The sequence below is a fragment of the Flavisolibacter ginsenosidimutans genome, from assembly GCF_007970805.1.
In the GTDB taxonomy this organism is placed as follows: domain Bacteria; phylum Bacteroidota; class Bacteroidia; order Chitinophagales; family Chitinophagaceae; genus Flavisolibacter; species Flavisolibacter ginsenosidimutans.
In genome coordinates, this window is sequence record NZ_CP042433.1 from 4,884,496 (window position 1) to 4,896,940 (window position 12,445).

A 12,445-nucleotide genomic window follows, 5' to 3' on the forward strand; every position below is an offset into this window, starting at 1 on the left:
GCTTTGTTCTTGCCGTTGATTCTTCCCTTTCGAAAACAGTCATCCTATTTTTTTCACGTCTAAAACCATTAAGCCATGTTTACACGATTTTTTAGCTGGATCCGGCGCCGATTTAGAAAAGACAATAACAAAGCAAAAGATGGTTTTAGCGACAACCCGTTTTTAATTTTATAATCAAGCCTATAAATTTTAATAGCCCGTGCAATTGCGCGGGTTTTTTGACTACAGACTTTTGGTATTGAAAAATGATGTTCGGGATTTGATTGATATATCAGAAATCTTCATATTGCACCAAGGGTCATCCCGGCAATCATTTCAAATTTGCGTCATCTGCGGTTTTGCCTTAAACGACCACGTGATCCAAAATTCGGCAACGACTTCGCCGCGATCGTTCTTGCCAATTGAATGCGCTTTTATTTCTTGCGGTGTGCCGGAAGAGACAGCGGCGCCGATTACATTTCGTATCGCTTCACCGTCCTCGCATTGAAAGAATGTAAGGCCGGTTGCCTTTTTGTAAAATTTTCCTTCGATGCCGGTGACCAACATGGATACCGCAGGCTTCCGGCCGCGAACCTGCGCCATAGCCAGCACACCGGTACTCATTTCAGCAGCCATACTTAAGCAGGCAAAATAAGTGGAGCGAAAAGGATTTTTAGTAAACCATTTAAACGGAATGGAAACGGTGCAGGAAGCCACATCGGCCTTTACTATTTTTAGCCCACTGAAATAACCGGCCGGTAATTTTTTTAGAAGATAGAGCCTGAATTTAACCGGATGATTTATTAATGAAAAAAATGCAGCTGTGTTTTCCGCAGCTGCTTTTTCGTTTGTTTTTTCCATTTGCTAAAATTATCGCTTTTAATAGCGGATAGAACCGGAGAGCAGTTCGGTTTCACGTCTGGCGTTTGACGTCTCACTCTTTGTAATTCTTTTCATTCAGCGCTGCCGGCGACCAGGCTTCGAAAAAGCTTTTTACTTTCTGTGCGTTGTACCCTTTGCCTTCTTCCAATAAACTTGAATCCTGCGTATGCAGCCGGTTGCCGTTCGCATCCAGAATAACAAATACCGGGAAGCCGAAACGTTGTGGAAAGCCAAAGGATTTTAAGGCTTCAAGATTTTTATTTTCTTTGCTGTAATTGAGATGGTACACCACGTAGCTCTCGTTCTCGATGCGGTTCAGCGCCGTGTCTTTTTCTACAAAATCGTGAAAGCGGTAACACCATATGCACCAATTGCCGCCCACTTGTATCAGCACGTGCTTGCCTTCTTTTTTGGCTTTGGAAAGGGCGGTGGCAATGTCTTTTTTCACGTTGGCCGAAAGATTGTAAAGTTTGGTGCTGTCGCTGGCAAAAGATTGAAGAGAAACGAACAGCGCAAGGATGAACAAGTATCGCATTCAAAAAATTTGCGGCAAGCTACAACCGGTTTTTCTAACGTTAATTTAAATTGTCTTCTCGCCGGTGCAACGAAACGCACCTTTTTTTCCATCATCTTTGTTTGAAGTAAATACACCATGAAAAAATTCTTTCTTCCCCTGCTGACGCTTGCCGCGCTTGCAAGCCAGGCGCAAAAAGCTTCCAACAAACTCACGTTTCAAAAAGGACAAACGATTGAGGTGACCACCAACCTGAACATCAACACGCAATCCATGATGGGCGAAATACCGGCCAGCGTAGTGATGACCGATACGTATTTGGTAGGCGAGACAACTGCCGATGGAACGCAGCTTATCAAAACGCCCAAAAAAGTAAAGTTCAGCGTTTCGGCCATGGGACAAGACATGAGCGCCGATTCGGACAATCCTAAAGATTTGGAAGGCCGCCTCGGCGAACCCATAAAAGAAATCATGAAGCAAAAGCAGGAGTTCTCTGTTGATGCAACCGGGAAAGTAACGAAAGTAAAAACCGATGACAAAAAGAAAAAGGAAGACGCCGGCATGATGGGCATGATGATGCCGGGCATGAACACAGGCGCAACGGTGGCCGTGGCCGGACAGCCAAGCCTTTTTAAAATTCTGCCCGACCGTGAAGTAAGCAAGGGCGACACGTGGACAGATTCGGTTAACGTTGAGGGCAACAAGACCAAAACGGTTTATACCGTAAAGGACATTACCGACAAAGAAATCATCCTTGATTACACCGGCGATGGAACATCGAAAACAACACAATCGGCCATGGGGATGAGTGCAGACGTTTCGGCAACCACAAAAAATTCAGGCACCGTTACACTGGACAAAACAACCGGTTTGCTTAAACAAAAAACCATGACGGCGGCCACCGAATCGAACATGACCATGAACGGAAACGACATGAGTTCGACCACAAAGATTACGGCGGTAACAACGGTTAAAGTTTTATAGGCTTCACATTAACCATAAAAAATCCCTCAACGTTTGTTGAGGGATTTTCATTTATAAAGCTTTTACCTGGTTTCTTAGCAAGTCTTCAAACTCGTCCCGCTTGCGAATGAGTTTTGCTTCGCCGTCAAGCACTAAAACTTCGGCGGGCTTGTACCGCGAATTGTAGTTGGAGGACATTTCAAAACCGTAAGCACCGGCATTGTAAATAGCCAGCACATCGCCTTCGCGTACTTCGTGCAAAAGGCGGTCTGTGGCAAAGGTATCCGTCTCGCAGATGTAGCCGGTGACCGTGTAAACTTTCTCTTCAGCGTGCGCATTGGAAAGGTTCACGATGTGATGATAGGCATCGTACATCATGGGCCGGATGAGGTGGTTCAAACCGGTATTAATGCCCGCAAAAGTTTGTGCGCCGTTGTCCTTCATCACATTTACCTGCGTAAGCAAATAGCCGCATTCGCTCACGAGATATTTCCCCGGTTCAAACCAAAGCGTGTAGGTTTTCCCTTTATTGAAAAGATGCGATTCGAGATAAGTTTTTAGCCGCTGCGCAATGTGGGCAATGTCGGTTTCTTCGTCGTCGGGTTCGTAGGGAACTTTAAAGCCGCCGCCCAAATCAATGACTTCCAAATCGGGAAAATGCGCAACCAGTTCCGTGAGAACTTTGATGCCGTGCACAAACACCTCGGCGTCTTTAATGTCGCTGCCCGTATGAATGTGCAGGGTTTTGATGTGGATGTTGTGTTGCTTAATCACATCAAGCAAGTTGTCAAGCTGGTCAACCGGAATACCAAACTTGCTTTTCTCATGTCCCGTTGAAATTTTCAAATTGCCGCCGGCCAAAATGTTGGGCCGCAGGCGCACGCCAACGGGATAGGACGAACCAAATTTCTTTCCGAATTTTTCGAGGTTGGAAAGACTGTCAATGTTTACGTGCACGCCGTTTTTTACGGCTTCCTGAATTTCTTCAAAGGAAATGCCGTTGGAGGTGTAAAGAATATTTTCGGGAGAAACGCCGGCGTGCAGCGCAAGCTTTACTTCGTTAATGCTGCTGCAATCAATGCCGCAGCCAAGCGAAGAAATGTATTTTAAAACGTTGATGTTGGTGAGGGCTTTGCAGGCAAAAAAGAACGAGGCATCCAGCCCGGCAAAACCGGACTTTAATTTTTGATATTGTTCCTTCATTTTTTCCGCATCGTAAACATATACGGGAGTGCCAAAACGTTCGGCAATCTGAAGAAGTTGATCCTTTGATAACATGGTCTGAACCTTGATTTGGGAGATTGAATGATTGAGAGGAGAGAAGATTTATTCTTCTTGCTTTTCTTTATCTGTTGCGGATTCATTTTCATCGCTTGCAGAATCGTTCTGCTCATCTTGCGTTGCCTCTTCGTTTGGAACATCGTCTGTGGACAATTCTTCTTCAACCTTTTCTTCTTCTACGGCTTCATCTTCAGCGGCAAAAATTTCATCGGTGATGTACTCTTCTTCGGCAATTTCGTCTTCAAGGCTTTCGGTTGGAGCGTTATCACCCGGTGTTTCATCACTGTTTATTTCTTCTTCATTCATACTTGCAGTCATGGCTTCAACCGCATGCCCGTTTACGTGCGTTTCTTCATCGTCTCCCAATTCATCTGCAGAAATTAATTCGCCGTTATCGGCAACGGCCAATATTTCGCTTTGTTCAAAATCAGTATGATTAACGACGGTCGGTTGCACCAATTGGTCGGCCAGCACTTCTTTTATTTTCGGCAAATCATCGGCTGTGTTGATGCCGAAATAATCCATGAAGCTTTTCGACGTTGCATACACCAGGGGATGACCGGGCAATTTTTCGTTGCGGCCTGTAATGATGACGAGTTCTTTCTCCAGCAATTTCTGTACGGCATAATCCGAACTTACGCCGCGAATGGATTCTATTTCGCCCTTGGTCACGGGTTGTTTGTAGGCAATGATGGCAAGGGTTTCCAGGGCCGCAGATGAAAGACGTTTTAAAAACTTTTCGCCGTTGAGTTGTGCAACGGTTTTGTGGTATTCTTTTTTGGTAAGAAATTGCCAGCCGCCACCGCTTTGCCGCACTTCAAAAGGATAAAATTCAGAATTGTATTTTTCCACAATACCCTCAAGGGCTGCATCCACCTGCTCCACTTCAATCTTTTCTTCCATGAAGCCAAAAGCGTTGTTGATAAGCTCTGTGATCTCTGTCGAAACAAGCGGTTTGTCAGAAGCAAAAATCAGCGATTCAATATGCGGTATGAGTTCGGAGATATCCATAATAAAAACGTTGGCCGTTGTTCGTCAATTGTTGTTCGAACAACGGCCAACCATCAACGAACAACAAAAAAATTATCCTTGCAACGCTGCCGCACCGCTCACAATCTCGGTAAGCTCGGTGGTGATGGCCGCCTGTCTTGCACGGTTATACGAAATCTTCAGATTGCGAAGCAATTCGTTGGCGTTTTCGCTGGCCTTGTCCATCGCCGTCATGCGGGCGCCGTGCTCCGAAGCGTTAGCATCCAACACCGCTTTGTACAATTGCGTGTTTAAGATCTTCGGCATCAGTTCGGCAATCAATTCTTCTTTGCTTGGGTCAAAAATGAAGTCAGCTTTGTTGGCAGAACCCGCGTTCTGTGCTTTTGGGATGGGCAAAAATGGCTCGGCTACAAAGCGCTGCGTAGCCGCGTTTTTAAACTCGCTGTAAATAATTTCAACGGCGTCAAACTCGCGGTTCTGAAACGCCTGGATGGCGGCCTGCGAAGCTTTTTGCACGTTGTCGAATGTAAGGTTCAGGAAAATGTCTTTGTGCGCATCGCTCACCTTGTAATTGTTCTTGGCAAAATGTTCGTAGCCTTTTTTGCCGATGCTCCAAATGGTGACGTTGCCCTTGCTGTATTGCGTATTGTATTTTTCGCGGATGGTTTGTTTGGCCAGCTTAATGAGGTTGGCGTTGTAAGCGCCGGCCAGGCCACGGTCAGAGGTAATGACAATCAGCAGCACTTTTTCCACAGCCCGTTCGGTAGCCAGCGCATTGCCACCTTCCACTTCTGTATTGCTCACGATGTTGCTAAGCATTTCCTGCAATTTTTTTGCGTAGGGGCGCATTTGCTGAATGGCGTCCTGCGCCCGGCGCAATTTGGCGGCGCTTACCATTTTCATTGCCTTGGTAATCTGCTGCGTGCTTTGCACCGATTTGATGCGGTTGCGTACTTCTTTTAACTGACCGGCCATAGAAATTTGAGATTTACGATTTCGGATTTGAAATTTTTGTTTCCAACTCTGTTCGTAAAATCGGCGGCAAAAGTAAGGCAGCAGGCCTGAAATTCCATAAGAAAGTCGGCTATCATTTTAGCCAAATTCCGTTGGCGACAGGCCTGTTTTCCTCAATCCACAAATTCAAACTGGCGGCGCAGGCGGTAGGTCAGCAAAAGTCTTCCGTCTTCCCGGGAAGAATTTTTTAGCGTCTTTTCGTCTTCCTTAACAATTTCCATTGTGATGGGTCCGTTGGCCAAATTGGCTAAGAAAGACGAATCAATTTTGATCTCGCCGTTCTCTACCCATAGTTCTTCGTTCACGTCTGCTGAAGAAAAAGACGTATCCACCATGATCAGTTGCACTCTGCTAGCGGTGGAAGGAAACCCTGAGAGTTTAATGAGAAAAGGCGCTTTCTTTATTTGTTCCGGCAATTCATTTTCCAAGGTAAAAGGTTCAAGGCTGAATTCTTCTTTGTGTTGCTTGTTGCTGCTGTCAGTAAAGACGATGCCGTGGCTTCCCGCAAAGCCGTCAAGCGGTTTACTTGTTTCATAAAAGACGCCGGTAAAGCCAGCGCTGTCGGCCTTCAGCGTGTCGCCATCCAGCATTACGAAGCCGGGTTGCGCCAACCGCAACGCCTTTCCGTTTTCGCCACCCAACCGGTATTGTAGCCGAACGGTAACCATACCTTCCTCTTCATCGCCCCAAACCCGGTAATCATAAAAAAAGGCAGAGGAACCGGCATCTTCGCTCTTGTTGCCTGCCGGCTTGTTTTTACAAGCGGTAAAACAAAAAACAACGGCAAGAACAGAAAGGAAAAACTTCATACACTTTGTTGTTGCAAAAATGCCGCAAGCGCAATGCGTCTCAATCGTTAAGAAAACGCATTGCGCTATAAAAGCCCGGCGGAATGGATTATCTTTGACGCCCTGTCAAATTGGCTAATCCATGTGATTAGCACTTTTTTTGACACCCAAAATTCTTTATTAAAATAATTAGACCCGATAGATTTTATGATTGGTTTTCTTTCCAAAATTTTCGGTGGCAGCAAATCGGAAAAAGACGTAAAGCAGATATTGCCCCTCGTCACCAAAATCAACGAGCACTTTCAATCCTGCCAGAACCTGAGCAACGATGAACTTCGCCACAAGACCGTTGAATTTCGTACCCGCATCAACGACCACCTCAAAGACATTGACACACAAATAGCCGACACCAACCGCCGCGCCGAAGAATTGCCTTTCAACGACCTCGTGGGCAAGGACGCCGTTTACCAGGAAGTTGACCAGCTAAAAAAAGACCGCGACGGAAAGATTGAAGAAGCCCTGAAGGAAATTTTGCCCGAAGCCTTTGCCGTGGTAAAAGAAACGGCCCGCCGCTTTAAGGAAAATACCGAAATCAAATCGAAGGTGACGGAGCTTGACAAAGAGTTGAGTCTTACAAAATCTTACATCACGATAAACGGTGAGGAAGTTACCTATCAAAACACCTGGACGGCTGGCGGCGGACAAGTAACCTGGAACATGGTTCACTACGACGTGCAGCTGATTGGCGGTATTGTTCTTCACCAGGGCAAGATTGCCGAGATGGCCACGGGTGAAGGTAAAACGCTTGTGTCAACCCTTCCGGCGTATTTAAATGCGCTGGCTGGCGAAGGCGTGCACATTGTAACGGTGAACGATTACCTGGCCCGCCGCGACAGCGAATGGAACGGTCCCATCTTCGAATGGCTTGGTTTGAAAGTAGATTGCATTGACAAGCACGAACCCAACAGCGAAATGCGCCGCAGCGCTTATCTGGCCGATATTACTTACGGTACCAACAACGAATTTGGCTTCGATTACCTCCGTGATAACATGGTGCACAGCCCCGAAGAAATGGTGCAACGCAAACACCATTTTGCGATGGTGGATGAAGTAGACTCGGTGTTGATTGACGATGCAAGAACGCCGTTAATTATTTCCGGTCCCGTGCCCAAAGGCGACGACCAACAGTATCATATTCTTCGACCCCGTGTGCAGAGCCTCGTGGAGATGCAGGAACGTTTGGTGCGTGGCTTTTTAAACGAAGCAAAAAAACGTTTTTCCGAAGGCGACGATGATCCGAAGAGCGGTGGTTTGTACTTGTTCCGGGCTTACCGCGGCTTGCCTAAATACGGTCCGCTCATTAAGTTTTTGAGTGAGCCGGGCATTAAAGTAAAACTGCAAAAAGCCGAGAATTATTATTTGCAGGATCAGCAGCGCAACATGCACATTGTTGACGAAGAATTGCTCTTTCAGATTGACGAAAAAAACAAATCGGTTGACCTGACCGACAAAGGCATCACAACCATCACCCGCTCCGGCGAAGACCCCGATTTTTTTGTGCTGCCCGATATCAGCATTCGTTTGGCTGAAGTTGAAAACGCGGACATACCACAGGAAGACAAACTCCATCAGAAAGAAGCCATTCTCAATGAATACTCAACCAAAGCCGATCGCATTCACTCGGTGCAACAGTTGTTGAAAGCTTATGCGCTTTTTGACAAAGACGTGGAATACGTGGTGATGGACGGCGCGGTAAAAATTGTGGACGAACAAACCGGTCGTATCCTCGATGGCCGTCGTTACAGCGATGGCCTGCACCAGGCCATTGAAGCAAAAGAGAATGTAAAGATTGAGGCCGCTACACAGACATACGCAACGGTTACGTTGCAGAACTATTTCCGCATGTATCATAAGTTGGCCGGTATGACCGGTACGGCCGAAACAGAAGCGGCGGAATTGTGGAGCATTTACAAATTAGACGTTGTTACCATTCCAACCAATATTCCCGTTACCCGTAAAGACCAGCAAGATCTTGTTTACAAAACACGGAAAGAAAAATTCGGTTCTGTGATTGACGAAATCGAAGCCTTGCGTAACGCGGGCCGCCCGGTGCTTGTGGGCACAACATCAGTTGAAGTGAGCGAATTGCTTAGCCGCATGTTGCAGGTGAAAAAAATTCCGCACAACGTACTCAACGCAAAACAACACGCAAGAGAAGCGCAGGTTGTAGCCGAAGCGGGTTTGGCCGGTGCCATAACCATTGCTACCAACATGGCCGGTCGCGGTACGGACATTAAGCTCGGACCCGGCGTAAAAGAAGCGGGTGGCTTGGCTATTATTGGCACCGAACGTCACGAATCTCGCCGCGTGGACAGGCAGTTGCGCGGTCGTGCCGGTCGCCAAGGCGATCCCGGTACTTCGCAGTTTTACGTTTCATTGGAAGATGACCTGATGCGCATGTTTGGCTCGGAACGCATCGCCGGATTGATGGACCGCTTTGGTTACAAAGAAGGCGAAGTGATTCAGCACAGCATGATTACCAAATCGATTGAAAGAGCGCAACGCAAAGTAGAGGAAAACAACTTTGGCATTCGCAAACGCTTGCTTGAATACGATGACGTAATGAACATGCAGCGCAATGCGATTTACGACCGAAGAAACCATGCTTTGTTTGGCGAACGCCTGGCACTTGATATTGACAATGCCTTCTCTGTAACAGCAGAGGAAATCATTACAACCTACAAAGAACAGGACGATTACGAAGGTTTCAAACTTGCCTGCATCGTGACCTTTGGACTTGACTTTCAGATTTCACCGGACGATTTCAAAACAACCGATGCCGCTTCGTTAACCGATAGACTTTATACAGAAGCAATTGAAAATTACCAGGCGCACAAAGAAGGTGTGAAAGCGCAAGCGGTTCCTGTGTTTAAAAACATCCGGCAAACGCAGGGTCAGCACATCGAAAACGTGGTGGTTCCTTTCAGCGACGGACGCAAAGGCATCAATGTGTTGGTGAACCTTGACAAGATGATTACCAGCGAAGGCGATGAACTGACCAACGCGATGGAGCGCAACATTACCCTCGCCATTATTGACGACAGTTGGAAAGAACACCTGCGTGCAATGGACGACCTGAAGCAAAGCGTTCAAACAGCTTACCTGGAACAAAAAGATCCGCTGGTGATTTACAAGATGGAGGCCTACAATTTGTTCCGTCGCATGAGTTCTGATTTGAATCGCGAGATTGTTTCCTTCTTGTGTCACTCGCAATTGCCTATACAGGAAGAACAAGCACCGCTGCGCGAAGCCCGTCCGCAAAAAACCGACATGAGCAAGCTGCACGCAAACAAAGAAGAAATTGAAGCAACGGGCGAAGATTACGCAGCCAACGAAAAAGATTATTACGATCCGTCAAGTCCCGCTGGCAATGTAGCCGTAAGACAAGAACCAATCAAAGTAGGACCGAAGATCGGCCGCAACGATCCTTGTCCTTGCGGCAGCGGCAAGAAGTTTAAGAACTGTCACGGGAAGGATGCGTAAACTTTGTTGCACAATATTTTAAAGTCTCACGGAAGTGAGACTTTTTGTTTGCACGGAATATTTTGCCTTTTCAAATAAGTTTTCCCAATGCAGTTTAACGTTCGTTCCGTGTCCATCGAAGATGCGCAAGCCGTCAACGAGTTGTCAGCGCAACTTGGTTATTCTGTTTCTTTAACGGGCACCGTTGCCAACATTCAGCAACTTCTCTCTTCAAAAGAACATTGTTGTTTTGTTGCAGTGCACGATTTGACTGTTATTGGCTGGATACATGGCTTCCTCGCTTACCGTATCGAAAGCAATCCTTTCGCCGAAATCGGCGGCTTGGTGGTAGAGGAAAGTTTTAGAGGCAAAGGCATCGGTAAAATGCTTGTTGACCGCGTAAAAGAATGGAGCCTGGAACAAGGCATGGCAAGCTTGCGATTACGAAGCAACGCGAAAAGAAAAGAGGCGCACGAGTTTTATGAAAAGCTTGGCTTCACCGTTACGAAGGAGCAAAAAGTTTTTGAAATGCGACTTGACAAAAAATAAAAAGACCGTTTGTGCAAACGGTCTTTTTATAATGGGTGACAGTTTTAAAATTTAAAGCCAAGCGTCACGCTCAACACGCGGTGCTTGTTGTTATTGTCCGCGCTGCTGTTTGTGCCGCTTTGCAGTTTTGCCAGGCCCAATCCATAGTTTACACCAAGTGCCAAACTTTTTCCTTCGATGCCCGCAGTGCCGTTCAGTCCGTAATCAAAACGGCGAACAAGACCCAGGCCTGCGCCTTCTTCTTTGTTGAATGTAGTCGGGTCGTCGTTTGAAAATTGAATGTCTGTTTCGCGGTTGTAGGTTTGCCCTAAAATGTTGGTGCCTTCTGTTTTTACTTTGCCCGCAATGCCAACCGCTGCATAAGGTCCTGCGCCGATGAAGAAACGATTAGCACCGCCGATAGGTGCTTTAAAAAGAAGGTTCAACGGAACTTCCAAATACATCGGGTTGAATGTTTGCTTGTAATACCCTGCTTGTCCGGCCGTTCCTTTTTGGATTTTTGAGCCCTTGCCCGTGTAAAGCAAACCCGGTTGCAAACTCAAGAAAGAGCTGCCCAATTTTACGTTGCCAATTACACCAACCTGGAAAGACGTTAATTGATTCGCATCGTTCACGCGGCCGTTTGGCGTAACCGATACGTTGGCTAAATTCAATCCAACCCTGAGTTGTCCGCTTTGTGCGTGAGAAAGAAAACTGCCGAAAAGAAGAGCGGTGCCTGCTGCAATGTGTTTTAGTTTCATAAAGTCGTTTTTGTTGCTTTTCTTTTTGCAAAGGACTTGCCAAAAATGAAAGGCATGAAAAACATTTATCTGACAAGCCTAACAAACTAAAATCTAAAAGAACTTCACCATTGAATGTACCGTTGCCAGAACTCAGGCTCGTATTTGAACCAGGCATGGCAGCCAAAAGGCAATTGCTGCTTGTTTAACCGAAACAAATGTTCCGGGGCAATTTCAAAGGAGAATTGCGCGGCTTTTTCCACCGGCGGCAGTTTGAACGGATAATAAGACTCTTTTACTACCAGGCCCCAAAAAAGATCTTCATTGTAAAGAAAACGCTGTGCATGATAGGCGCCGTTGTTTCGCCAGCCAGTCAACGCACGAAGACATGCAACGGGCATTCGCGATACTTGTTTTAATGCGGGAAACCGCTTGTATTCTTCTACCAGCTGTCTAAAGGATTTGAAACGTTTTTTAGACGTCAGCACGCGGATAAAAGAATCCGTTTTACGCAAAGACAGGCCACCGTTTCCAACACCCGTTAATTCTCCTTTTGTTACGATGCCGTCGCGATTGTCAATCCAGGGTGCGCCAATGTAATCGTACCCGGCTTTGCACCACTGCAGAAGTTCATCCGAGAAGACGTAAGCATCCAATTGATAAATGAGCAAGTGACTATAAGCGGCGAAGCGTTTGTAAAAATCCAACGACAGCAGCAGTTTGCTGTAACCATCAACGTTGGTAAAAAATACCGCATCAAAAATGTGCGTTGTCACGGCAATGTCTCTTGCTGAGAAATATTTAAGGTACTTCTGCCAATCAATCTTTTCCGGCCCAAACAAACCAATTGGGTGAGCGGCGAGGATAGTGACTAACTGGTCTAACGAGGCAAGTTCGGCAGAATCTAAATCTTCAAAATCCTTGTAGACGGGTATAAGTATGAAGGGGGTAATATCTTTATTCGGTGTCATGTAGGTTTACTTTATGTTCACGATATACCAAAACCGGCGTGCTTTATTTCAATACTTCGAATGGTCCGTTGCGCAACCTGCAAATTTTTCCGTTCGGAATTTTGCCGCGTACGAAAGCTGCAAACAAAAGACTTTCGCGCCGGTTAAGAAAAAGCTCCCGAAGGAGCTTTGAAAAATTTTCTGCAATTGTTGGCTTCACCCGAATAATCCGCCTCGGGCGGACCATACTCGCTGTCAAGGATACCGGGTTCTTCTACAGCAAGATTAACAGGT

The 12,445-nt window shown here is 46.4% G+C and carries 11 protein-coding genes; 3 read left to right on the forward strand and 8 right to left on the reverse strand.

Annotation, left to right across the window (positions count from 1 at the left end; translation table 11 throughout):
• Positions 1-315 precede the first annotated feature (315 nt).
• Positions 316-840 carry a DUF4442 domain-containing protein gene (locus FSB75_RS20845; RefSeq protein ID WP_146791405.1) on the reverse strand — a complete coding sequence of 175 codons (525 nt, stop codon included), beginning with the start codon at positions 838-840 and terminating at the stop codon, positions 316-318.
• Positions 841-913: 73 nt separating this feature from the next.
• Positions 914-1,396 carry a thioredoxin family protein gene (locus FSB75_RS20850; protein ID WP_146791408.1) on the reverse strand — a complete coding sequence of 161 codons (483 nt, stop codon included), beginning with the start codon at positions 1,394-1,396 and terminating at the stop codon, positions 914-916.
• A gap of 117 nt (positions 1,397-1,513) precedes the next feature.
• Between FSB75_RS20850 and FSB75_RS20855 the strand changes: the two genes are divergently transcribed.
• A complete protein-coding gene (locus tag FSB75_RS20855) occupies positions 1,514-2,359 on the forward strand; it encodes a DUF6263 family protein (protein ID WP_146791410.1) in 846 nt (281 codons plus the stop codon).
• A 51-nt stretch (positions 2,360-2,410) separates the two neighbouring features.
• Here FSB75_RS20855 and lysA read toward each other — a convergent pair whose 3' ends face one another.
• The 4 genes from lysA to FSB75_RS20875 form a co-directional block, all read right to left on the reverse strand.
• On the reverse strand, positions 2,411-3,616 hold the full coding sequence (gene lysA, locus FSB75_RS20860) for a diaminopimelate decarboxylase (RefSeq protein WP_146791412.1): 1,206 nt from the start codon (positions 3,614-3,616) through the stop codon (positions 2,411-2,413).
• A gap of 48 nt (positions 3,617-3,664) precedes the next feature.
• Positions 3,665-4,630, reverse strand: a complete 966-nt coding sequence (gene scpB, locus FSB75_RS20865; RefSeq protein ID WP_146791414.1) for an SMC-Scp complex subunit ScpB — start codon at positions 4,628-4,630, stop codon at positions 3,665-3,667.
• Between the two features lie 72 nt (positions 4,631-4,702).
• Positions 4,703-5,584: an ATP synthase F1 subunit gamma gene (gene atpG / locus FSB75_RS20870; protein ID WP_146791416.1), complete on the reverse strand. Its 882-nt coding sequence runs from the start codon at positions 5,582-5,584 to the stop codon at positions 4,703-4,705.
• A gap of 152 nt (positions 5,585-5,736) precedes the next feature.
• The gene (locus FSB75_RS20875) at positions 5,737-6,432 is read right to left on the reverse strand and encodes a hypothetical protein (protein WP_146791418.1); all 696 of its coding nucleotides are present in this window, start codon (positions 6,430-6,432) and stop codon (positions 5,737-5,739) included.
• A gap of 186 nt (positions 6,433-6,618) precedes the next feature.
• Between FSB75_RS20875 and secA the strand changes: the two genes are divergently transcribed.
• Both secA and FSB75_RS20885 read left to right on the forward strand, forming a co-directional pair.
• Positions 6,619-9,954, forward strand: coding sequence for a preprotein translocase subunit SecA (secA, locus tag FSB75_RS20880; protein WP_146791420.1), 3,336 nt, complete (start codon positions 6,619-6,621; stop codon positions 9,952-9,954).
• An 87-nt stretch (positions 9,955-10,041) separates the two neighbouring features.
• Complete coding sequence (locus FSB75_RS20885; RefSeq protein ID WP_146791422.1) at positions 10,042-10,482, forward strand: GNAT family N-acetyltransferase; 441 nt, start codon at positions 10,042-10,044, stop codon at positions 10,480-10,482.
• 44 nt (positions 10,483-10,526) lie between these two features.
• Here FSB75_RS20885 and FSB75_RS20890 read toward each other — a convergent pair whose 3' ends face one another.
• A complete protein-coding gene (locus tag FSB75_RS20890; RefSeq protein WP_146791425.1) occupies positions 10,527-11,222 on the reverse strand; it encodes an outer membrane beta-barrel protein in 696 nt (231 codons plus the stop codon).
• 104 nt (positions 11,223-11,326) lie between these two features.
• Complete coding sequence (locus FSB75_RS20895; RefSeq protein ID WP_146791427.1) at positions 11,327-12,172, reverse strand: DUF5672 family protein; 846 nt, start codon at positions 12,170-12,172, stop codon at positions 11,327-11,329.
• Positions 12,173-12,445 lie beyond the last annotated feature (273 nt).

Excerpts from the sequence above, each read along its gene's own strand:
- FSB75_RS20845 (WP_146791405.1), bottom strand. The coding sequence starts at position 840 with ATGGAAAAAACAAACGAAAAAGCAGCTGCGGAAAACACAGCTGCATTT.
- FSB75_RS20850 (WP_146791408.1), bottom strand. The coding sequence starts at position 1,396 with ATGCGATACTTGTTCATCCTTGCGCTGTTCGTTTCTCTTCAATCTTTT.
- FSB75_RS20855 (WP_146791410.1), top strand. The coding sequence starts at position 1,514 with ATGAAAAAATTCTTTCTTCCCCTGCTGACGCTTGCCGCGCTTGCAAGC.
- lysA (WP_146791412.1), bottom strand. The coding sequence starts at position 3,616 with ATGTTATCAAAGGATCAACTTCTTCAGATTGCCGAACGTTTTGGCACT.
- scpB (WP_146791414.1), bottom strand. The coding sequence starts at position 4,630 with ATGGATATCTCCGAACTCATACCGCATATTGAATCGCTGATTTTTGCT.
- atpG (WP_146791416.1), bottom strand. The coding sequence starts at position 5,584 with ATGGCCGGTCAGTTAAAAGAAGTACGCAACCGCATCAAATCGGTGCAA.
- FSB75_RS20875 (WP_146791418.1), bottom strand. The coding sequence starts at position 6,432 with ATGAAGTTTTTCCTTTCTGTTCTTGCCGTTGTTTTTTGTTTTACCGCT.
- secA (WP_146791420.1), top strand. The coding sequence starts at position 6,619 with ATGATTGGTTTTCTTTCCAAAATTTTCGGTGGCAGCAAATCGGAAAAA.
- FSB75_RS20885 (WP_146791422.1), top strand. The coding sequence starts at position 10,042 with ATGCAGTTTAACGTTCGTTCCGTGTCCATCGAAGATGCGCAAGCCGTC.
- FSB75_RS20890 (WP_146791425.1), bottom strand. The coding sequence starts at position 11,222 with ATGAAACTAAAACACATTGCAGCAGGCACCGCTCTTCTTTTCGGCAGT.
- FSB75_RS20895 (WP_146791427.1), bottom strand. The coding sequence starts at position 12,172 with ATGACACCGAATAAAGATATTACCCCCTTCATACTTATACCCGTCTAC.